This is a genomic window from Citrobacter sp. wls718 (assembly GCF_005280945.1).
Classification (GTDB): Bacteria; Pseudomonadota; Gammaproteobacteria; order Enterobacterales; family Enterobacteriaceae; genus Citrobacter; species Citrobacter gillenii.
Genome location: NZ_SZWV01000076.1, coordinates 21,820 through 45,159, shown reverse-complemented (window position 1 = coordinate 45,159; position 23,340 = coordinate 21,820). Strand labels below are relative to the sequence as shown.

14 protein-coding genes and 1 pseudogene are annotated in these 23,340 nt (G+C 56.9%); 4 read left to right on the top strand and 11 right to left on the bottom strand.

The window, feature by feature from the left end:
* From FDW95_RS23875 to FDW95_RS14965, 3 genes are all read right to left on the bottom strand, one after another.
* Positions 1–615, bottom strand: a 615-nt coding sequence (locus FDW95_RS23875) for a 4Fe-4S dicluster domain-containing protein (RefSeq protein ID WP_249359131.1), incomplete at its 3' end; no start/stop codon positions are given.
* Positions 612–4,355, bottom strand: coding sequence for a nitrate reductase subunit alpha (locus FDW95_RS14970; protein WP_096756785.1), 3,744 nt, complete (start codon positions 4,353–4,355; stop codon positions 612–614). The genes FDW95_RS23875 and FDW95_RS14970, both read right to left, overlap by 4 nt.
* A gap of 514 nt (positions 4,356–4,869) precedes the next feature.
* Complete coding sequence (locus FDW95_RS14965; RefSeq protein ID WP_137363541.1) at positions 4,870–6,261, bottom strand: NarK family nitrate/nitrite MFS transporter; 1,392 nt, start codon at positions 6,259–6,261, stop codon at positions 4,870–4,872.
* A 339-nt stretch (positions 6,262–6,600) separates the two neighbouring features.
* On the opposite strand from FDW95_RS14965, the gene narX reads away from it, so the two are divergent.
* Positions 6,601–8,397 carry a nitrate/nitrite two-component system sensor histidine kinase NarX gene (gene narX, locus FDW95_RS14960; RefSeq protein WP_115258299.1) on the top strand — a complete coding sequence of 599 codons (1,797 nt, stop codon included), beginning with the start codon at positions 6,601–6,603 and terminating at the stop codon, positions 8,395–8,397.
* On the top strand, positions 8,390–9,040 hold the full coding sequence (gene narL, locus FDW95_RS14955; protein WP_003020756.1) for a two-component system response regulator NarL: 651 nt from the start codon (positions 8,390–8,392) through the stop codon (positions 9,038–9,040). The genes narX and narL overlap by 8 nt, the downstream gene beginning before the upstream one ends.
* A 19-nt stretch (positions 9,041–9,059) precedes the next feature.
* Here narL and FDW95_RS14950 read toward each other — a convergent pair whose 3' ends face one another.
* The 7 genes and pseudogenes from FDW95_RS14950 to nasR all read right to left on the bottom strand — a co-directional run bounded on the left by FDW95_RS14950 (position 9,060) and on the right by nasR (position 21,563).
* The gene (locus tag FDW95_RS14950) at positions 9,060–10,445 is read right to left on the bottom strand and encodes a YchO/YchP family invasin (protein ID WP_115258298.1); all 1,386 of its coding nucleotides are present in this window, start codon (positions 10,443–10,445) and stop codon (positions 9,060–9,062) included.
* Positions 10,446–10,548: 103 nt separating this feature from the next.
* Entirely contained in the window at positions 10,549–13,149 is a 2,601-nt protein-coding gene (locus FDW95_RS14945) for a nitrate reductase (RefSeq protein ID WP_115258297.1), read from the bottom strand.
* The gene (gene nirB / locus FDW95_RS14940) at positions 13,146–17,213 is read right to left on the bottom strand and encodes a nitrite reductase large subunit NirB (RefSeq protein WP_115258296.1); all 4,068 of its coding nucleotides are present in this window, start codon (positions 17,211–17,213) and stop codon (positions 13,146–13,148) included. Before nirB ends, FDW95_RS14945 begins: the two co-directional genes overlap by 4 nt.
* A 9-nt stretch (positions 17,214–17,222) precedes the next feature.
* Positions 17,223–18,011 (bottom strand): ABC transporter ATP-binding protein, encoded by a 789-nt coding sequence (locus FDW95_RS14935; RefSeq protein WP_115258295.1) that lies wholly within the window; start codon positions 18,009–18,011, stop codon positions 17,223–17,225.
* A gap of 9 nt (positions 18,012–18,020) precedes the next feature.
* Positions 18,021–18,896, bottom strand: a complete 876-nt coding sequence (ntrB, locus tag FDW95_RS14930) for a nitrate ABC transporter permease (RefSeq protein WP_115258294.1) — start codon at positions 18,894–18,896, stop codon at positions 18,021–18,023.
* A 1-nt stretch (position 18,897) separates the two neighbouring features.
* Positions 18,898–20,156 (bottom strand): annotated as a pseudogene (locus FDW95_RS14925) (CmpA/NrtA family ABC transporter substrate-binding protein).
* A gap of 225 nt (positions 20,157–20,381) precedes the next feature.
* Positions 20,382–21,563, bottom strand: a complete 1,182-nt coding sequence (gene nasR, locus FDW95_RS14920) for a nitrate regulatory protein NasR (RefSeq protein ID WP_115258292.1) — start codon at positions 21,561–21,563, stop codon at positions 20,382–20,384.
* Between the two features lie 73 nt (positions 21,564–21,636).
* Here nasR and FDW95_RS14915 point away from each other — a divergent pair, with 73 nt between their 5' ends.
* Positions 21,637–21,990, top strand: a complete 354-nt coding sequence (locus tag FDW95_RS14915; RefSeq protein ID WP_096756774.1) for a DsrE/DsrF/TusD sulfur relay family protein — start codon at positions 21,637–21,639, stop codon at positions 21,988–21,990.
* Positions 21,991–22,253: 263 nt separating this feature from the next.
* Positions 22,254–22,499 (top strand): DUF1883 domain-containing protein, encoded by a 246-nt coding sequence (locus tag FDW95_RS14910; protein WP_096756773.1) that lies wholly within the window; start codon positions 22,254–22,256, stop codon positions 22,497–22,499.
* 47 nt (positions 22,500–22,546) lie between these two features.
* On the opposite strand, the gene FDW95_RS14905 is transcribed toward FDW95_RS14910, so the two are convergent.
* A complete protein-coding gene (locus tag FDW95_RS14905; RefSeq protein WP_115258291.1) occupies positions 22,547–23,242 on the bottom strand; it encodes a gamma-glutamylcyclotransferase in 696 nt (231 codons plus the stop codon).
* Between the last annotated feature and the right edge of the window lie 98 nt (positions 23,243–23,340).

The following is a 23,340-nucleotide window of genomic DNA, read 5'->3' as shown; positions in this document are numbered from 1 at the left end:
TTCACGCTTGTAGATGGCACCGCTTGGGCAGGTCGCCACGCACGCCGGGTTAAGGCAGTGCTCGCACAGACGCGGCAAATACATCATGAAGGTATTTTCGAACTGGCCGTACATCGCCTTCTGCATGTTCTCGAAGTTTTTGTCTTTTGACAGCTTCTCGAACTCGCCGCCCAGGTCGTCTTCCCAGTTCGGACCTTTGGTTATCTTGTCCATACGCTTGCCGGTGATCAGCGAACGTGGACGTGCAATCGGCTGCGCTTTGCTGTCAGCCGGAGCGTTGTGCAGCGTCTGGTAGTCGAAGTCAAACGGCTCGTAGTAATCATCGATACCCGGCAGATGCGGGTTAGCGAAGATTTTACCCAGCAGCAGCGCTTTGTTACCCATGCGCGGTACCAGCTTACCGTTGATCTTGCGGATCCAACCGCCCTTCCATTTTTCCTGGTTTTCCCAGTCGGTCGGGAAACCGGTGCCCGGCTTAGTTTCAACGTTGTTGAACCAGGCGTACTCGGTCCCTTCACGGCTGGTCCAGACGTTTTTGCAGGTTACTGAACAGGTGTGGCAACCGATGCACTTATCGAGATTCAGCACCATGCCGACTTGTGAACGAATTTTCATTTTACGCTCTCCTGTACCTGGTCATTGCCTTCGCCATCCAACCAGTCAATGTTCTTCATCTTACGGACCACCACGAACTCATCACGGTTTGACCCTACGGTGCCGTAGTAGTTAAAGCCGTAGGCCAGGTGGGCATAACCACCAATCATGTGCGTCGGTTTCGGCGTAATACGGGTCACAGAGTTATGGATCCCGCCGCGCTGTTCGGTTATTTCCGACCCTGGAATATTCACAATACGTTCCTGGGCGTGGTACATCATGGTCATCCCGGCCGGGACACGCTGGCTGACTACCGCACGGGCGGTTAGTGAACCGTTGCTGTTAAAGACTTCGATCCAGTCGTTATCTTCGATACCCAGATCTTTCGCATCCGCTTCACTCATCCACACGATCGGACCGCCGCGGCCTAATGTCAGCATCAGCAGGTTGTCGCTGTAAGTGGAGTGGATACCCCACTTCTGGTGTGGCGTCAGGAAGTTGAGCGCCTTTTCCGGATTGCCGTTGGATTTCTCGCCCATCACGGCTTTCACCGAACGGGTGTCAATTGGCGGACGATAAACCAGCAGGCTTTCACCGAAGTCGCGCATCCACTGATGATCCTGATACAGCTGCTGACGACCGGTCAGCGTACGCCATGGGATCAGCTCGTGAACGTTGGTGTAACCGGCGTTGTAAGAAACATGCTCATCTTCCAAGCCAGACCAGGTCGGGCTGGAGATAATTTTACGCGGCTGCGCCTGAATATCGCGGAAGCGGATTTTCTCGTCTTCTTTATTCAGTGCCAGATGCGTATGGTCACGGCCGGTAAATTCACTCAGCGCAGCCCAGGCTTTCACCGCCACCTGACCGTTGGTTTCCGGCGCCAGGGTGAGGATCATCTCGGCGGCATCAATCGCCGTATTCAGCATCGGCTGACCTTTAGCCGGGCCTTCTGCCTTGGTGTAGTTAAGCTTACGCAGCAAGTCCATTTCGCTCTGGGTGTTCCAGGCAATCCCTTTCCCGCCATTACCGACTTTATCCATCAGTGGGCCGATGGAGGTGAAGCGTTCGTAAGTTGCTGGGTAATCACGCTCAACGGTCATGATGTGCGGGGCAGTAACGCCTGGGATCAGATCGCATTCGCCTTTTTTCCAGTCCTTCACGTCCAGCGGCTGCGCCAGTTCGGCAGCTGAATCGTGCTGGATAGGCAGCGTCACCACGTCGGTTTCTTTACCGAGGTGACCGACGCAGACTTCAGAGAATTTCTTGGCGATGGCTTTGTAAATTTCCCAGTCGCTTTTCGATTCCCAGGCCGGATCAACAGCGGCAGACAGCGGATGAATAAACGGATGCATGTCCGATGTATTCATGTCGTCTTTTTCATACCAGGTGGCGGTAGGCAACACGATGTCGGAATACAGACAGGTGCTCGACAGACGGAAGTCCAGCGTCACCACCAGATCCAGCTTGCCATCGAGACCGTTATCCTGCCATTCCACTTCTTCTGGCTTCACACCACCCTGTTTGCCCAGATCCATCCCCTGAATACCGTGTTCAGTACCCAGCAGATACTTCAGCATGTACTCATGACCTTTACCGGACGAGCCCAGCAGGTTAGAACGCCAGATGAACAGGTTACGCGGATGGTTTTTACCGTTTTCAGGTTGTTCTGCCGCAAAGCGAATAGAACCCTCTTTCAGCGATTTCACGGTGTAATCCACCGGCGTCATCCCGGCTTTTTCCGCCTCACGGGCAATGTACAGCGGGTTGGTGCCCAACTGCGGCGCAGATGGCAACCAGCCCATACGTTCAGCGCGTACGTTAAAGTCGATCAAATGACCGCTATATCGGGACTTGTCCGCCATCGGCGACAGCAGTTCCTGCGCAGTTACCGTCTCATAACGCCACTGGCTGGAGTGGTTATAGAAGTAGGAGGTGCTGTTCATGTGACGTGCCGGACGCTGCCAGTCAAGGCCAAACGCCAGCGGCTGCCAGCCGGTCTGCGGACGCAGTTTTTCCTGACCCACATAGTGCGCCCAACCGCCACCGCTCTGACCAACGCAGCCGCAGAACACCAGCATGTTGATCAATCCGCGATAGTTCATATCGAGGTGATACCAGTGGTTCAGACCGGCACCGACGATGATCATTGAACGACCGTGCGTTTTGTCAGCGTTATCGGCAAATTCACGGGCGATACGCACGATTTGAGCGCGTGATACACCGGTAATTTTTTCTGCCCATGCCGGGGTATATGCTTTGATGTCATCGTAGCTGGTGGCGCAGTTTTCATCGTTCAGACCGCGTTCCAGACCGTAGTTCGCCATGGTCAGGTCATAAACGGTGGTCACCAGCGCGGTAGTACCGTCCGCCAGTTGCAGGCGTTTGACCGGCAGTTTGTGCAGCAGAACGTTTTCCAGTTCGACTTTATTGAAGTGCTCGGTGCCTTCGCCGCCAAAGTATGGGAAGCCGACTTCAGCGATGTCATCCTGGCTGCCCAGCAAGCTGAGCTGCAGTTCGGTTTCTTTACCGGACGTGCCGTCGCGCTGCTCAAGGTTCCACTTCCCTTTTTCGCCCCAGCGGAAACCAATCGAACCGTTTGGCGCGACCATCTCGCCGTCGGTATTGACGGCAACGGTTTTCCACTCTGGGTTATTTTCCTGGCCCAAAGAATCGACCAGATCGGCGGCGCGCAGCATACGGCCCGCCGCATAGTAACCGTCACGCTCTTCGAGCATCACCAGCATCGGGAAGTCGGTGTAACGACGCACATAGTCGGTGAAGTACTGGCTTGGGTTATCAAGGTGGAACTCACGCAGCATGACGTGGCCCATTGCCAGCGCCATCGCGGCATCGGTGCCCTGCTTCGGTGCCAGCCACAGGTCGCACAGCTTGGCAATTTCGGCGTAGTCCGGGGTGATCGCGACCGTTTTGGTCCCTTTGTAGCGAACTTCAGTGAAGAAGTGGGCATCCGGGGTACGGGTCTGCGGAACGTTTGAACCCCAGGCGATGATGTAGCTGGAGTTGTACCAGTCGGCAGATTCCGGAACGTCGGTCTGCTCACCCCAGGTCTGCGGAGACGCAGGCGGCAGGTCACAGTACCAGTCGTAGAAGCTCAGGCAGGTACCGCCAATCAGGGACAAGTAACGTGCACCGGAGGCGTAGGAAACCATCGACATTGCCGGGATCGGCGAGAAGCCTGCCACGCGGTCAGGGCCGTAGGTTTTGACGGTGTAGACGTTAGAAGCGGCAATCAGCTCATTCACTTCCTGCCAGGAAGAACGTACAAAACCACCACGACCGCGCGCTTGCTTGAAGCTTTTTGCTTTATCGGCGTCTTCGATGATGGATGCCCATGCGTCTACCGGATCGCTGTGCAGTCTTTTCGCTTCACGCCACATTTTCATCAGGCGTTTACGCATCAGCGGGTATTTCAGGCGGTTAGCGCTGTAGAGATACCAGGAGTAGCTCGCACCGCGCGGGCAGCCGCGTGGTTCATGGTTTGGCAGGTCTGGACGGGTGCGCGGGTAGTCGGTTTGCTGGGTCTCCCAGGTCACCAGACCATTTTTCACGTAGATTTTCCAGCTGCATGAGCCGGTGCAGTTTACCCCATGAGTTGATCGCACGACTTTGTCATGCTGCCAACGCTGGCGGTATCCATCCTCCCAGTCCCGGTTAGTATTGAGAAGCTGGCCGTGCCCATCGGCAAAGGTTTCGCCCTTCTGCTTGAAGTAGCGAAACCGGTCCAGGAATTTACTCATCGGTTGTCTCCTGTAGGAGCCTGACGGCTCTCTGATAAATCGACATTGCTTGATTGAGAGCGAAGGTAACGCTATGAAAGCGCGTGGGAATTGATAACGATCAAGGCAGGCAGGGATGGGAAAGAGAGGTTAAATTTTATATACCCCTTAAGTGGGATGGGGTAAAACCCAGTAATCAATTGATTTTAAATATGATTTTAAAATTAACTCATCATACAAATGTTTAATTCTTTACAAGTGAGTATTAAGGGGTATCCCCCTGGCAGGCCTCTTTCTGTGCACCGTTCTGACAGACGATAGTCTCTGTAGACAAATAAGTATGTTGTAACTAATTACAGACAAAAAAAAGCGCGGTCTAACACCGCGCAAAGGATAATCAACCTACACGTCATCTTTCAAACTGCTTCCGCGTTGGCTGTGCTCGTTCTCCCCAGTCACTGACTTGAGTATGCTCCTGGGGATTTCTCACTTGCCGCCGTGATGCAGTTTGAGTGATTTTGTGTACATTACTTTTTTATTTTTTAGAATGACGTCCGTATACCACCCAAGTGATGACCACGCAGGCGACATAGAAGATCAGGAACATTTTCATCGCATCCACCGGCGAACCGGTTAACGCCAGCGACGTACCAAACGCTTTAGGAATAAAGAAGCCGCCAATCGCGCCGATAGCTGAGATAAAGCCCAGTGCTGCCGCCGTGTCGGTTGCCGCTTCACGCATCGCTTTCTCTTCGGAGCCACCTTCGGCTTTCACTCGGTCCATCGTCAGTTTACGGAAGATCACAGAGATCATCTGGAAGGTAGAACCACTACCCAACCCAGCCGTCAGGAACAGCGCCAGGAACACCGCAAAGAAGGCGATAAAGTTGCCACCCTCACCGTTTGTTGGCAGCGTAAGGAACAGCAAGGCGCTGAAAATGGCCATCAGGACAAAGTTCACCAACGTCACACGCGTTCCGCCCAGTCGGTCAGAAATTGCCCCACCGGCAGAACGAGCCAGGGCGCCAATCAGCGGACCAAAGAAGGCGTAATGCAGGATCTGCACCTCAGGGAACTGCGTTTTTGACAGCATGGCAAAACCGGCAGAGAAGCCGATAAAGGAGCCGAAGGTTGCCAGATACAGCAGACTCATAATCCACAGATGTCCGCGTTTCAGCACCGGTAATTGCTCTTTCAGTGACGCTTTAGAGGTTGCCAGTTCGTTCATACCAAACCACGCAGCCAGCGTCAGCACCGCCAGGAACGGTACCCAAATCCACGCGGCGTTGGCCAGATACAGTTGCGTGCCATCCGGTTGTTCAACGCCGTGGCTACCGAATGCCGCGAAGATAGACAAGGAGACCACCAGTGGCGCAAGCAACTGCATCACGCTGACGCCCATGTTACCCAGACCGCCGTTCAGCCCCAGTGCACCGCCCTGTTTCTGTTTCGGGAAGAAGAAACTGATGTTAGCCATGCTGGAAGCAAAGTTTGCCCCGGCAAAACCGCACAGCAGAGAGATGATAATAAACGTGCTAAACGGCGTGGTGGTATCTTGCACGGCAAAACCTAACCATACGCAAGGAATGATCAGGATCCCGGTGCTGAATGCCGTCCAGCGACGTCCGCCAAACAGAGGAACCATAAAGGAGTACGGAACACGCAGCAGCGCACCGGAAACCGACGGTAATGCCGTCAGCATGAACAGCTGCTCGGTGGTAAAGTCAAAGCCAACCTTCGGTAAGTTCACCGCCACGGCGCTAAATAACATCCATACGCAAAATGCCAGCAGCAGACAAGGGACGGAAATCCACAGGTTGCGGCTGGCAATACGATGACCTCTTTGTTGCCAAAAGGCGGGATCTTCCGGCCGCCATTCTGTAATTACAGATCCAGATGCCCTTTCCGGGGCAGATGAGTGACTCATAGACACCTCTGATACTTGTTTCGATGCCTGCAACATTAGGGTTTACAGCGAGAGGTAAGTTGATATAAATCAAAGGAAAAGATGTCATTATTAGTGCTTAAAATTTATCATTACCCCAAATGAGTACATAACATCGCTAAAAAAGATGTGGTTTTTCACGCTTCTGTCGCCCCCTACTCCCCTCAGCCGGGGATCTCTCCCACCTGCGGCAATTAAGGGGTAGCCCGTTTGAGGTATGGGTATACTCCAGTGTATAGCTGAGAATAACGCCACTGCTTGCAGCAGCATCGTCATTCATAAGGTTTTCGCTACAACGAAATCCTGAAGGAAGAAGTCACCATGTTAAAACGTTGTCTCTCTCCGCTTACGCTGGTCAACCAGGTGGCGCTGATTGTTTTACTGTCCACCGCAATCGGCGTGGCAGGTATGGCCGTCTCCGGCTGGTTGGTTCAGGGCGTTCAGGGCAGCGCGCATGCGATTAACAAAGCCGGCTCCCTGCGTATGCAGAGCTATCGTCTGCTGGCAGCGGTTCCGCTGGATGCCAATGACCAGCCGCTGCTGGAAGAGATGGAAAGAACGGCCTTCAGCCCGGAACTCACGCGCGCCGCTAAGCGCGACGGACAACAGGCACAGCTGAAGGCGTTACAGGATTACTGGCATACCGAACTGGCGCCAGGGCTATCACATGCACAAAACGCGGACGCCGTTGCCGAGGACGTTACGCAGTTTGTGGCAGGACTGGATAAGCTGGTGACCGCCTTTGACCACACCACGGAATTGCGTATTGAGCGCGTGGTGATGCTGCATCGTCTGATGGCCGTGTTTATGGCACTGCTGCTGGTTTTCACCATTATCTGGCTGCGTGTTCGTCTGCTGGAACCGTGGAAACAGCTGCTGTCGATGGCGCGAGCCGTCAGCCAGCGTGATTTTACCCAGCGCGCACGCATTAGCGGGCGTAATGAAATGGCGGCCCTGGGATCGGCACTGAACAATATGTCAGAAGAGCTGGCAGAAAGTTACGCGGTACTGGAACAGCGGGTGCAGGAGAAAACCGCCGGTCTGGAGCATAAAAACCAGATCCTCTCCTTCCTGTGGCAAGCCAACCGCCGTCTGCACTCTCAGGTACCACTGTGTGAACGTCTTTCCCCGGTACTCAACGGGCTACAAAATTTAACGCTGTTGCATGATATCGAACTGCGGGTGTACGACCTGGAAGATGAAGATAATCACCAGGAGTTTACCTGTCAGTCGAACGTCAGCTGTGATGAAAAAGGGTGTCATCTGTGTCCGCGCGGCACGCTGCCCGCCATTGACGGCGGAATCACACTGAAATGGCGACTGACCGATGCGCATACTCAGTATGGTATTCTGCTGGCCACGTTGCCGCACGGACGTCATCTTAGCCACGACCAGCAGCAACTGGTTGATACCCTGGTTGAACAACTGACCGCGACGCTGGCGCTGGACAGGCAGCAGGAGCGTCAGCAGCAGTTGATTGTGATGGAAGAGCGTGCCACCATTGCACGCGAACTGCATGATTCTATTGCACAATCGCTTTCTTGTATGAAGATGCAGGTCAGCTGTTTGCAAATGCAAGGCGAGGCGCTGCCGGAAAACTGCCGCGACCTGTTGAGTCAAATTCGTAATGAACTGAACACGTCCTGGGTGCAGTTGCGTGAGCTGTTAACCACTTTCCGTTTGCAGTTAACGGAGCCTGGATTGCGCCCCGCGCTGGAAGCCAGCTGCCTGGAATACAGCGCCCGATTTGGTTTTACGGTGAAGCTGGATTACCAGCTGCCACCGCGTCTGGTGCCTTCGCACCAGGCTATTCACCTGTTGCAAATTGCCCGTGAAGCCCTGAGTAATGCCCTGAAACACTCTCACGCCGATGACGTTGTGGTGACGGTGGTGCAAAATGGCAAGCAGGTCAAACTGACAGTGCAAGATAACGGCTGCGGCGTACCGGAAAACGCCGAACGCAGTAACCACTACGGCATGATTATTATGCGCGATCGTGCGCAAAGCTTGCGCGGCGATTGCCGTGTACGCCGTCGCGAGACTGGCGGTACTGAAGTTGCTGTCACTTTCATTCCCGAAACAAACTTCACAGAAGTCCAAGGAGATACCCATGAGTAATCTGGAACCGGCAACCATCCTGTTGATCGATGATCATCCGATGTTGCGAACCGGTGTAAAACAGCTTGTCAGTATGGCGCCCGATATTACCGTGGTCGGCGAAGCCAGTAATGGCGAGCAGGGTATCGAGCTGGCTGAGTCTCTTGATCCCGATCTGATCCTGTTGGATCTCAATATGCCCGGTATGAACGGTCTGGAAACGCTCGATAAGCTGCGCGAAAAATCCCTGTCCGGCCGCATCGTCGTATTCAGCGTCTCCAATCATGAAGAAGACGTGGTCACCGCCCTGAAACGCGGCGCGGATGGTTATTTGTTGAAAGACATGGAACCGGAAGATTTGCTGAAGGCATTACAGCAAGCGGCCGCCGGTGAAATGGTGCTTAGCGAAGCTTTAACACCCGTACTGGCCGCCAGCCTGCGTGCTAATCGTGCCACCTCAGACCGCGATGTCACCCAGCTCACGCCGCGCGAACGCGACATCCTGAAACTGATTGCCCAGGGCCTGCCTAACAAGATGATTGCCCGCCGTCTGGACATCACCGAAAGCACGGTCAAAGTCCACGTGAAGCATATGCTGAAGAAAATGAAGCTCAAATCACGCGTAGAAGCCGCGGTATGGGTACATCAGGAACGCATTTTCTAATTTTTAATGCTGCTTATCGTCAACGAGGATCATTTTCCGACACCGCGCTAAACGGTTCGGTCAGTGATAGCGTGATCTCATTGGAAGAGACACGCTGACCCTGTTCGTCTTCCACCACCACCGACAGCCGCCAGCGGTTTGTTGCCCCGTCACTGCTGTCCCACTTTGGCATAATAATCGTCCAGCCTTCTGCACTCCGGGTAGTTGTTCCCGCCGTCAAACTCAGCGCTTGCGTATCCCCCTGCCACGTCAGGTGGCGAATACCGTGCTGACTGCGCACCTCCAGCTTCAGCGCTACCGACTCGCCAGGCGTGAGATCCCACGGCGGAGTTGCCAGAAACACAGCCAGGGTTTTGCGCTGGCGATATTCCATCGTCGGCAGATTGTTACGCTGTGGTAAGTCATAACGACTCCCGCGCAAGGACTGACTGCCAGCCACTTCGCTGACCATCAACTGTTTTTTTAACGGCACGCCAAAGCGATAGTTAAGCTTTACGCCGACGCTGTTCTGGCTGACCCCGCTTTCACCCTGCTTATGCTGCGCGGTCACCGTCACCAGCGGCACCGGCGTGTAGCTCAGCCCCAGCTTGACCGCCACCGGATTATGGTAGCCGGTTCCGGAATGAAACAGATCGACCTGGTCGCCAAAGTATTGCTCCACGCTAACGCTGGTATTGAGATGTTCATAAAACGAGACCCGCATCAGTGCAGTAAGGTCATATCCCCGCGCCATGCGCTGCACCTGCGTCGCAGAACGTTCCTGCCAGGACGAGAACGGCTGGTAATAATTGGCGGATAAGCGCAGATACTCGCCCCACGCTTCAGCACCCACGCCACCGCGCGGCAGGTTTTCATCCAGCAGAGTGTCATAAAAGGTGTTGTAACCTAACAACCAGCCGTTGCGTACCCAGCGCTGCCCGATGCCCAGATTACTGACCAGCCCCTCATCTTGCTGGGTTATCCCCATCTGGCTCCAGGTCAGGTAGCGTTGATTATCCTGCCAGGGAATAAACCAGCTTCCCCGGCTGCCGGTAAAGCGACCCTCGTTATCCACCTGTAGCCCAACGCTGGCATTACCCCAGGGAGAAAGCAACGACTCCAGTTGTTGATTCACCTGCTCACTGACCGTGTCACGCACCTGGCCAAACGCAAACTGCTTCGCCTGTTCACCGGTATCAAGACCATTATCGGTCATGCTGGCTTCGCCAAACGCTTTGACCATTTCGGCAAAATGCTTTTCACCGGCCCGGGACTCCGCTGCCATGCCAAGATCGGGTAAGCCATCATGATTGTTGTCAAACGGGTTGGCGGCCTGCTGGATAAACGAAGACTGCGCGCTGGCAGTACCGCCTGCCAGCGGCAAGAGTAGGAGGATACTACGTGTACAACTGAAAAAACGGCTCAAATCGTCGGTGGCTTTTACATCATTAAAATCAGGTCTCTCGACCGTTAACCATACCTTTCAGGCCAGCAATTTGCAGCCTTTTCTCAAATTTTCAGGAATATCCTTACTCTTTAAGCGTTACCGTTTGTTTCAGTAAGGCACGCAACTCCGGGATGCACGACCCACAGTTGCTGCCGCAGCGCAGCTGTTGCCCCAACGTCTGAACCGAATGGCAACCGTCGGTGATCGCCCGGACGATCGCCATTTCGCCTACGCTGAAACAGCTGCACACTATCGCCCCCTCGTCAGGCGCTATACCTGCGGGTTTGCCGCTCAGCAGCGCATGGCGTATTTCAGCATTGTCTGGCGCTCGCACAAACGCGGCGAGAATAGTGACGGTGTCAATCTCAGGCTGCGTCGCCGCCGACCAGAATCCCAGCATCAGTTGCCCCTCCCGCCAGGCCAGGATATTCAGCCCCTGGCCCCAGTGCGCCTGCTGGATTTGCCAGCCTTGTGCCGTGCAGTACTGGCATAGCCAGCTGGCGAATTCCCTGTCACCCGCCAGGGTATAGCGAAAAACCGTGTCCGCCGCTTTGCGCCACCAATGGACAAAACCGGGCAGTGTTAATTGATGCCGACTAAACATCTCCCCCTGCCATTGCGGCTGCCAGGGCATGATACGCACCGCAGTCTGTTTGCTTTCTGGCTGTCCGGAATGGGGATCGCACACCGGCGCGACCAGCGCGTTTACCCGGCCCTGACGGGCAAAGCTGTTGTTCCAGTGCATCGAGGTAAACGCGCTGCCCGCCCGCTGACCTGGTTGGATTGCCACCCTGCCCACCATCAGCCCGCGCGGGGAACTGATACGACACAGCGCTCCCCCGGTCAGCTGAAATCGTGCGGCGTCCTCGGGTGACACCTCGACCAGCGGTTCGCTGATGTGCTGCATCAGGCGCGAAACGGTGCCGGTGCGGGTCATGGTGTGCCACTGGTCACGGATACGCCCGCTGTTTAACACCAGCGGATAGAGCGCATCACAGGCAGTTGTCATCCCCTGCGGCGTGACCGGCACCAGCCGCAAACGCTGGTTCGCGTGCCAGCCCTGCCAGAGGTTTAGCGGCGCTAGACGTCGACTGACCGGCCAGCGAACCGGGGTCATGTCTTCCCACTGCGCGTACGTCATATCGGCCAGGGCACCAATATCAAAGGCGCGTTCCCCATTATTTTCAAAACCGGAAAGCGCCGCATGTTCACAGAAGACCTCCCACGCGTTTTGCCAGCTAAACGCCCCGGCATACCCCAGCTGTTTAGCCATCTGGGCGATAATCCACCAATCCGCACGCGCCTCACCGGGAGAGGACAAAAAGGCGCGCTGGCGAGAAATGCGCCGCTCTGAATTGGTCACCGTACCATTCTTCTCTCCCCAGGCCTGCGCCGGAAAGCGAATGTGGGCATAGCGACTGGTATCGGTGTCGGCCACCACCTCGGAGACAATGACCAGCGGGCAGGCCGCCAGCGCCTGACACACGGCATGGCTGTCCGGTAGCGATACCGCCGGGTTAGTCCCCATGATCCACACCGCTTTAATCTTGCCGTTGCCAATAGCCTCGAACAGCTCGACCGCCATCAACCCCGGCGTTTGCGCCAGCCGCTCAGCACCCCAGAAGCGGGCCACGCGCGACAGGTCCTGCGGGTCAAAACTCATCTGCGCTGCCAACTGCGTCGCCAGCCCGCCTACCTCGCGACCGCCCATCGCGTTTGGCTGTCCGGTCAGCGAAAATGGCCCGCACCCGGCGTGGGCGTATTTACCGCTGGCCAAGTGGACGTTGATGATCGCATTGCATTTATCGCTGCCGCTGGCGGACTGGTTAATGCCCATGGTGTACAGCGTGACGGCCTTTGGCGCCTGCATAAACGCGTCATAAAACGCGGTGACTTCCGCCACCTCCAGCCCACAAAACTCCGCCACCCGCGCCACGTCCCAGTCACGCGCAATAGCCAGCGTTTCCGTTGCCCCGTCAAAATCCCCCAGCGCTGCACCGTCGGTGGCAATTCTGTTGAGCAAACCCACAAACAGCCCACCGTCGCTGCCAGGCAGCAGCGGCAGATGCAGATCCGCAATATCACAGGTGGCAGTACGTCGGGGATCGATAACCACCACCTTCAACAATGGATTAGTTTGTCGTGCCTGCACCAGCCGTTGGTACAACACTGGATGCGTCCACGCGGCATTCGATCCCACCAGCACCACCAGATCGCTACACTCGATATCTTCATAGCTGCAGGGCACCACGTCGGCACCCAGCGCCCGCTTATAGCCGGTCACCGCCGACGACATGCAAAGCCGCGAGTTGGTATCGATATTGGCCGCACCGATAAAACCTTTCATCAGCTTGTTGGCCGCGTAGTAATCTTCCGTCAGTAGCTGACCGGAAGCGTAAAAGGCCACCGCCTGCGGGCCGTACTGGGCGATAATGCTGCGCAGACGCGTGCCTGCGGTTTCCAGCGCCTGCGACCAACTGACCTTCGCCCCGTCAACCGTCGGCTGTAACAATCTGCCGCTCAGCCCGGTGGTTTCCGCCAGCGCCGCGCCTTTGACGCACAGGCGACCAAAGTTTGCCGGATGGTCAGGATCGCCCCGGACGTTAACGCCTTTTTCGCTCACCTGGGCGATCACCCCACAGCCGACGCCACAGTAGGGACATGTGGTACGTATCTCACTCATGAGGCCTCCGCGCGCAGAATCAATGCCTGATTGCCCACCCACACTTTTCCATCCACCACTTTCACCGGCCAGGCGCGTACCGCCTGCTCGCCGCTGTCATACTGGCGACCATCACGCAGGCGAATGCGCTGTTTATACAGCGGCGAAATCACAACAGGCTCACCGGCCACATCCCCCAAAATGCCGCGCGAAAGTACCTGAGCGTCACTGCCGGGTTCACGATTATCCAGCGCATAAATCGACTGACCAAAACGGAAGAGTGCGATTTGCAAGTCACCCAGTCGGGCACCAATCCCTGCCTGTTCCGGGATCGCCTCAAGTGGGCAGATCGCCTGCCAGGGTTTCACCGGCAATGTCTCACGAGCATGGCGTACAGGCGGGGCCAACTGCGGCTGGCCGCGCAAGGTTTGACGCGCGATGGCGTCATCCGGGGCATCGCTGTTGACGTAAGAGCGAAACAGCGCCAAACGTTGCGGACTGCTGAGCGTGGTTTGCCACTCGCACTGGTAGCTTTCCACTACCCGCGCCATCTCTTGTTCCAGTTCGCTGGCAATACCTAAGCTATCGTCCATGATCACCTCGCGCAGGTAATCAATACCGCCCTCGAGATTGTCCATCCAGGTACTGGTGCGCTGCAGGCGGTCCGCGGTGCGGATGTAGAACATCAGGAAACGATCGATGGTCTGAATCAGCGTGGCATCATCCAGATCGCTGGCAAATAGATCGGCATGGCGCGGCTTCATGCCGCCGTTGCCGCACAAATACAGGTTCCAGCCTTTATCCGTGGCAATGACGCCGACATCTTTCCCTTGGGCTTCGGCACACTCGCGGGTACAGCCGGAAACCGCCATTTTGATTTTGTGCGGTGCGCGCAGGCCCTTGTAGCGATTCTCCAGTGTGACCGCCAGTCCGGTTGAGTCTTGAACACCGTAGCGACACCAGGTTGAGCCGACACAGGACTTCACCGTACGCAGCGACTTCCCGTAAGCGTGCCCGGTCTCGAACCCCGCCTCGACCAGCTCGCGCCAGATATCGGGCAACTGTTCAAGCCGCGCACCGAAGAGATCAACCCGCTGCCCGCCGGTAATTTTGCTGTACAACTGGTAGCGTTTAGCAATCTGACCAATGGCAATCAGGCCATCCGGCGTCACTTCCCCCGCCGGCATGCGCGGGACCACCGAATACGATCCGTCTTTTTGAATGTTGGCAAAATAGCGATCGTTCGTATCCTGCAACGGCAGATGCGCAGGTTTAAGCAGATACTCATTCCAGCAGGATGCCAGCACCGACCCCACCAGCGGTTTACAAATTTCACAGCCGTGCCCGTGTCCATAGCGGGCAATCAACTGTTCGAAAGTGTGAATATGATTCACCCGCACCAGATGATAGATTTCCTGACGCGACCAGGGAAAGTGTTCACAGATATCCTTTTTGACCTCCACACCCTGTGCAGCCAGCTGATGCTCCATCACCTGTTTGACCAGTGCGCTGCACCCGCCACAGCCGGTTGCCGCTTTGGTACACTGTTTTATTGCACCGATATCCGTCGCCCCAGCGCTGACCGCCCGGCAGATATCGGCCTTGCTGACGTTATGACAAGAACAAATCTGTGCGGCGTCAGGGAGTGCCGCCACCCCAAGCACTTTCGGTGCGCTACCCGCCACGGCAGGCAGGATCAGCGATTCCGGCTGCGCGGGCAGCACCAGTCCGTTCAACATCATTTGTAGTAGCGTGGCATAGTCACTGGCATCGCCCACCAACACGCCGCCCAGCAGCGTTTTGCCGTCGGCGCTGACGACGATTTTCTTGTAGATTTGCTGTGGGCCGTGGGTCCACTGATAGCTTTGCGCCCCCGGCGTGCGCGCCTGCGCATCACCAAATGACGCCACATCAACGCCGAGCAGCTTGAGCTTAGTGCTCATGTCCGCCCCGCCAAAACTCGCCTCTTCCCCGGCCAGCCGTGCGGCGGCAACGCGCGCCATCTGATAGCCCGGCGCCACCAGTCCAAATATCCGCCCTTCCCACAGCGCGCACTCGCCGATGGCGTAAATGGCGTCATCTGACGTGCGGCAGTGGCTATCAATGCTTATTCCACCGCGATCGCCGAGGTGTAAGCCACTGCGGCGAGCCAGCGTATCCTGTGGGCGAATACCGGCGGAGAACACCACCAGATCGGTCTCCAGCCGTTCTCCGTCGGCAAAATGCAGCACCAGGCCGTCTGGCGTACGCTCAATTTCGCGGGTGGATTTTGCGGTATGCACCCCCACCCCCAACGCCTCAATTTTTTCGCGCAGCATAGCGGCGCCGGCATTATCCAGTTGCACCGACATCAGGTTCGCGGCAAATTCAACGACATGGGTTTCCAGTCCAAGCTGGCGCAGCGCATTGGCCGCCTCCAGCCCAAGCAGCCCACCGCCAATCACCACCCCACGCCGGGCATTTTTCGCTTTTTCCGCAATGGCATCGAGATCATCGAGCGTACGGTAAACAAAACAATCCGCGGAATCACCGCCTTTTACCGGCGGCACAAACGGGTACGATCCGGTGGCCAGCACCAGCGCATCCCAGTGGGTTTCATGGCCGCTGGCGGTACGGATAACCCGAGCTTCACGGTCGATTTGCGTAACACACTGCGCAAGACGCAGCTCGATACCGTGACGTGCAAAGAAGTCCTCGTCCACCAGTGACAGCGACTGCGCGCTGCGCCCGGCGAAATACTCGGAAAGATGTACCCGATCATAGGCGGCATAACGTTCTTCGCCGAACACCACGATGTGATACTGCATATGCAGGTTGCGGCTTACGCATTGCTCGAGAAAATGGTGGCCAACCATACCGTGTCCCACAACAGCCAGCGTCGGTTTTGTCATCGTCATCAGTCCTGCAGCCGGTGGCTGCGTATCAAAGCGGTCAAATAGCCAGGCGGAATTTGCCGGCGCGTGTGCATCCAGCAAGTCGGTGAGCGGCGCAGCGCTGCGGCAATTGCCCATTAACAGCACGCCATGGAGTTTTCCGTCGCGAATCAGCAGACGGCGGTAGTGTCTGCTGAGCGGATCCCAGCTACTCAACGCGGTATCCGTGGGTTCGGCGTCCGTTACCCCAGCGCTGAACAGTTCGATTCCCGTCACCTTCAGGCGCGTGCCGCGATCCTGCCAACGAAATCCCTCGCCGTTCTGGCCTGCCAGGCGTGCAGCCAGCACCTCGGCCTGCTGCAGGCACGGTGCCACCAGCCCCCAGGTCTGGCCGTTAATTTCACAACACTCGCCCACCGCGCTGATGCCTGCGACGGTGGTACGCAGTTGTGCGTCCACCACGATCCCCCGTTGGCAGCTCACACCGCTCTCCTGCGCCAGGTGGATATTGGGTTTGACGCCGGTCGCCATCACCACCCGCTGCGCGGCCAACTGCTCACCATCCAGCAATGTGACGCGATCTCCCTGAATGCAGGTAATCCCGGAATTGAGCACGCAGCGAATACCGCGCGCTGTCAGCTGGGCCTGCAACAGATCGCTGGCCTGCCGATCCAGCTGGTGCTCCATCAGGCGTTCGGCGCGATGAATTAACGTGACGTTGTCACAATTTAGCCGTAGCGCTGCCGCCGCCTCCACGCCGAGTACGCCGCCGCCAAGCACCACCACCGGGCCCGGTCGTTGCAAGATGGCCTCCACATCCGCCATCGTGCGAAACGCGTGCACATGCGCCTGTTCACCGCCGGCAATTGGCGGAATAAACGGCACCGAGCCGGTGGCAAAAACCAGCTCATCCCACTCAAGGATGCGCGTGCAGGTCGTCAGCCGGCGGCGAGTCGCATCAACGGTCAGCACGCGCTCCCCGCTCAGCACCGTCACGCCGTGGTCGGTATACCACTGGCGCGGATGAAGTAGCGTGTGGGCAAACGTCTTCTCCCCACCCAGCACCGGTGATAGCTGGATGCGGTTATAGGCCAGCTGCGGTTCCTCACCGATAAGCGTGATCGCGATGTCGCTGCACTTGTACGCCAGCAGCGCCTCGGTCAGGCGCGTCGCCGCCATGCCGTGCCCCACAATGACCAGTCGTTGCGTCATATCGCCCCCTTACGCCGCCTTCGGCTGTTTCTCATACAGGAAGTGGAGGATGCGTTGCCGCAGGTGGTGATAACGGCTGTCATCCGCCAACTGGACGCGGTTACGCGGGCGCGGCAGATTTACCGCCAGAATCTCGCCCACCGTGGCCGCCGGGCCATTGGTCATCATCATCACCCGATCAGAGAGCAGCACCGCCTCATCGACGTCATGGGTAATCAGCACAATGGTGGTGTTCAGCGATTGCTGGATCTGCATCACCGTGTCCTGCAAATGTGCTCTGGTGAGTGCATCCAGCGCGCCAAACGGTTCATCCATCAGCAGCACTTTGGGTTTCATGGCCAGCGCACGGGCAATACCCACTCGCTGCTTCATGCCGCCGGAAACCTCGCCTGGATGTTTGTGCATCGCGTGGCCCATCTGCACCCGTTCAAGATTGTGCGCAATCCATTCGCGCCGCTCGGCCTTGTTCATGGTGCGGCGAAAGACCTGATCGACCGCCAGCGCCACGTTGTCAAAGCAACTCAGCCACGGCAGCAATGAATGGTTCTGGAATACAACCGCCCGCTCCGGCCCCGGCCCGGCAATTTCGCGGTTATCGCAAAGCAGGCCGCCTTCAGTGGGTAACGTGATGCCCGCGATCAGATTCAGCAACGTCGATTTCCCGCAGCCGGAATGACCAATCAGGCTGACCGTTTCCCCTTCATGGATATCAAACGAGACGTTTTGCAGCGCCAGAAACTCGCCGCTGGCGGTGGAAAAACGTTGGCTCACTGCCTGTACCTGAATAATGGGTTTCATGCTGTCTCCTTATTTTTCCTGCCAGCTAAAACGACGGGCGACCCGCATCAGCCCCTGCTCAAGCAGCAGGCCCACGACGCCGATAATGACAATGGCGATAAGAATGTTTTCGACGTTGAGGTTGTTCCACTCATTCCAGATCCAAAAGCCAATGCCCAGTCCACCGGTGAGCATTTCGGCGGCCACAATCACCAGCCAGGCAATACCGATAGACAGGCGCATGCCGGTGAGGATCGCAGGCAGTACTGCGGGAAAAAGAATGCGGCGCATCACCGTCCACTCGGAGAGTTGGAGCACACGGGCGACGTTGAGATAATCGTCAGGAATTCTGCGCACCCCTTCGGCGGTGTTGATCACCATCGGCCAGATGGAGCAGATAAAAATAGTCCAGCTGGAGGCCGGTTCCGCCTTTTGAAACAGCAGCAACCCAATGGGCAGCCAGGCCAACGGGCTGACCGGGCGCAGCAGCGCGACCAGCGGTGAAAACATGTGTGAGGCGAAGGTAAATCGGCCAATCAGAAATCCGAGCGGGATGCCGACTAGCGCCGCGAGGCCAAAACCAATGGCCACCCGCTGCAATGACGCCAGCACGTTCCAGCCGATGCCCATATCGTTCGGCCCATTGTTATAGAACGGGTCAGCAAACAGCGTCAGCGCCGAGTCCAGCGTGCTGAGCGGCGTCGGAAATCCCTGGCTGTTGATCGCCGCCAGTTGCCAGCACACCACCAGCAGGCCCATCCCCAGCAGCGCGGGCACGACTCGTCTGACCCACGTGTGCAGCCACAAATAGGCCGGCGTTTTGCGTTTTCTCACCGTCACGGCGGCCAGCGTGATCACCTCACCCACAGCCGGTTCAGGGGTTTTTAGTTGCGTGTTTTGTTTCATCTCAGGCTCCTTTACGGTGGAGGGTAAAGCGGTTGGCATACGCTTCCGGGTCGCGACCGTCCCACACGGTACCGTCCATCAGCGTGCTGGTACGCAGTAGCTGCGCTGGCGGGGTTATGCCGCCTACGGCCGTCGCCGCGTCGCGCCAGATATCAATACGGTTGACCCTGGCCGCAATATCCTCATAGTCCGGTGCCTGCTTAAGCAGTCCCCAGCGGCGGAACTGCGTCAGGAACCACATGCCGTCCGAGTGCCACGGAAAGCTGACTTCCCCGTCACGAAAGAATTGGATCGGGTGCGCGTCCTGCCAGCGATGACCAGCACCGTTGTCGTATTCGCCCAGCATGCGTCCGGTCAGGTACTGTGCTTTGGTATTGAGCCAGGCGCGTCCGGCAAGGATTTGCGCCGTTTCACGTTTGTTGGCCTCGCTGGCGTCAATCCAGCGCGACGCCTCAAGTACGGCGCTGACCAGCGCCCGGGCGGTGTGCGGATGCTTCTCCACCCATTCCCGGCGCGTGCCGAGCACTTTTTCCGGATGATCGGGCCAGATGGCCTGCGAGGTAGCAGCGGTAAATCCGATGCGGTCGTTAATGGCCCGCGCATTCCACGGCTCGCCGACGCAGAAACCGCTCATATTGCCGATGCGCATGTTCATCACCATTTGCGGCGGCGGCACCACCACGGTACGGATATCGGTAAACGGATTGATGTCGGCGCTGGCCAGCCAGTAATAGAGCCACATGGCGTGCGTGCCGGTAGGAAAGGTATGCGCGAAGGTGTAGGTTCCTGGCGCCTGCCCGGCAATCAGCTTTTTTAGCGACGGCGCGTCGGTGATCCCCTGCTCCTGCAGCGCAGCAGACAGCGTGATCGCCTGGCCGTTTTGGTTCAGCGTCATCAGATTTGCCATCGCCTGCGGTTTGCTGGCGATGCCCAACTCCAGCCCGTACAAGAGTCCATACAGAACGTGGGCGGCGTCCAGTTCGCCGGAAACCAGTTTGTCACGTACCGCCGCCCAACTGGCCTCTTTGCTGGGCACCAGCGTAATGCCGTACTTTTTATCAAAGCCTTTCAACGCGGCAATCACCAACGGCGCGCAGTCAGTGAGGGGAATGAAGCCCACTCTGACCGTGGTCATTTCTGGCGCGTCAGACCCTGCAGCCCACACCGATGGCATCAGGCCGGAAATCAGGGATGCCCCCCGATGGCGGCGCTGGCCTGCAGGAATCGCCGCCGCGTTAGCAAAACTGTTCTGTCATCCATACATGCTCCCCATAACAAAAAAAAGCGCCCGGCAATGCCGAAGCATTGCAGGACGCCTTTATCCTCAAAGCAGACAAACCGCCGTTGGTCTGTTGCTAAACTGTCTGTAGAGATAAATGCAATTCGGATGCCAGAATTTCGCTGGCGCGCTGAGCGGCTTTTACCTCCCGGTGACGTTATTTTGCACCCGAATATGGCAGAGGCTGCTCGTCTGTTGTGCAGCCGCTATCCCTGAATGAGTGATTTCACGGTCAACAGCGCACGGGCGATATCCACCATCCGCTGATTTTTATCCATCGCCATTTTGCGCAGCCGTTGCCAGGCCTGTTCCTCACTCATATTGTGATGATTCATCAGTACACTTTTCGCCTTATCAATCACCTTCCGCTCTTCTAACGTATCCTGTAGCGACGCCAGTTGGCCGCTCATCTGCTCGAGCTGGCGTGCCTGCTGGCGAACCAGCAGCAGAAGCTGTTTGTCGCGACGCAGGCAGAGGTTGTCATCGGCGCTATCATCAAGCCAGTTATCGAGCGGCAGCGCGTTGGCGTCTTCCGCCAGACGCCGCTCAACGGCCTGCATCAGCTCGCCGATCAGCCTCTCCTCCACGTCGCGTAAACGTTCCAGCCGCTGGGTCTGCAACGTAAACCAGCGCAGCGTGCTTTCGCCGTTATCGGCCTGCGGGTGTCGCGTGCAAACCTGTCGACGCAACTGTTCAATCGTGCCAGAGGCTTCACACTGCTGGCGAAAATGCTGCACCAGCGCCGGTGAGGCCAGTGAGCTAAAGGCTTCAAAGCACGGCTGCTGTCCGTCGATCCGATCCACCAGCGCCTGGCGCATAGGCGGCTCAAATTCGCCAAGCGTAAAGCCAATCGCGCCCAATGCCCGCTCTTGCCCCACCAGCTCTTTGCCCTGCATAAAGCTGTACAGGGCCACCATCCCGCGGGCAACGTAGGGGTCATCAATACTGTCATTAAGTTGCGGGACAATACCGAGCACATGCCGCAGCGCACGGTTGTACTGCGCCATGGCCTGTTGCGCATCTAACGCCTGCCCGCTGACCGCTTCACGCAATGCGGGCAACTGCGCCAGGCACCAGACGGTACCGGCAATGCGATGGCATAGCGTGCTGCTGGCCTGCGGCATAAGCTGCGTAAACAGCGCGTGCAGTTGTCGACATTCCTCATCCACCAGTGCGCGGCTGGCACGGACCTCCGGACCGTAAAGTGCCCCACGGGAGCACAACCAAATGTTGGATGCACCGCGTTCGCACTGTAGCATATGCACCAGATGGCTAATGCGCGTCACCAGTTGGCCTGACTGCGCCAACTGGCGAAGCTGGGTATTCTCAAGCTGACGTGCGTGGTGAAACCATTGCGTGGCACCGGGGTCTTGCGCATGTGTCATCATCTCTGCTCTCACGGATAACGGGTTTTCCCAAAGAGCTAGCAATATCCATGCCCCCCTGACAACAGGAGTCAAAATGCAAAAGATAGTGATCGTCGCGAACGGTGCGGCCTATGGAAGCGAATCGTTATTTAACAGTCTGCGTCTGGCCATTGCCCTGCGCGAACAGGATGACAGCCTCGATCTGCGACTTTTTTTGATGTCGGACGCGGTAACGGCGGGAATACGCGGGCAGAAGCCGACGGAAGGCTACAATATTCAGCAAATGCTGGAGATCCTGACCGCACAAAATGTGCCGGTGAAACTGTGCAAAACCTGCACCGATGGTCGTGGCATCACCACGCTGCCGTTAATCGACGGCGTTGAAGTCGGGACATTGGTGGAATTAGCCCAGTGGACGCTGGCGGCGGATAAGGTGTTAACCTTCTGATAGACGACTTTTCAGGCAAGCGCACTGAAAGAGCCGGATATTTCCAGATTTAATCTGCCAGGGGCGCGGTTTCGCTAAACGTAAGCACGCCCTTTCAACGCTTTTCAGGGATTTTGTCATTTTTGTTTAATCGTTATGCCATTTTTTGATCAAAATCAGCATCCTGTCCCTCCCCCTTTGGTGTTATGCCATGAGTGAAATGTGAACAACATCACGCAGCACTTTCGACAGAAAGTACGTTGTTTTCAAGAACGGGGTGAAAAATGGCATTAGTGAAGGCAAGTTTGAAATTGTTTGGTGGAGATACCGTGGTGGTGCGCTGTTCTGAGCGCTGTCACATTCATCTGATGAGCGAAAAAAATCACGTCAAAGACACGCAGACCGACATTTTAAGCGTGCAGGATCGTGATAACGCATGGTTGACCGTGCCGTATACCGGCACGTGGAATGTTCTGATCGACAGCCACAGCCAGTCGCTGGAACATTCCATCAGTTATATCGCCGCCTGATAGTTAGCTGCCCGAAAGCACTCTCGCTTATCGGGCAGTTCGCCGACTCAGGCAAATCCTGGCCGCATGACCCCTTCCGGTAACACCTCGCCCAGCAGTCGTTTGACCGTGACGATCAGTTCGCTCAGGCAATCATCCTGCATGCCTAACCGGGACAATTCCTGTTCCAGCGAGAACAGATACTGCGCATTGGTTCCCAATGGTCCGCTGGCGGTAGCGATAAGCGGCGCGATCACCTGCGCGCGCGTATCTGCCTCAAACAATGGATGCCGCGGATCCATAATAAAGACCAACGCATTGACCGTCCGCCCGTCATCAAGCGTGAGCTGACACCAGGTCGGAAGATAGCAGCCGGTGATCATTTCGCGCTTCCACAGCAACGTCAACTCTTGCTCCAGCGAGGCGTCCGGTAAGCGGTAGGCTACACCGGTGGTGCGGCCCCCTTCTTTCAGGGCCAGCATCCGTCCAGGCTGACACGCCGTGCCTCGTCCCGCCGTCAGGCGCAGGCAAAATGCCCGGTGCCAGCCGACTAACGTGCCGGTACACGACTCCTCAAACTCTAAGGCCGGGTTCCACATCAACGATCCATAACCAAAGATCCACACCGGTCCATCATCTGGTCGGCAAGCGAGTGTGGCAGCCAGTGAGGCTGCCCGTTGTTCCGCTGACCAGAGTAGTGATTCTTCAATAGCACCAAATGCCGTCTTACAGTCGGCATTCAATAAAAAATCACGCGTTAACACCTTACACCTCCGCCACTGCAACGTCCCTGCGACAACTTTTTGACGCCTTCCGGGCTTTTTTGCTGTTCATTTTGAAACCAATATCAGGACAATAGGCA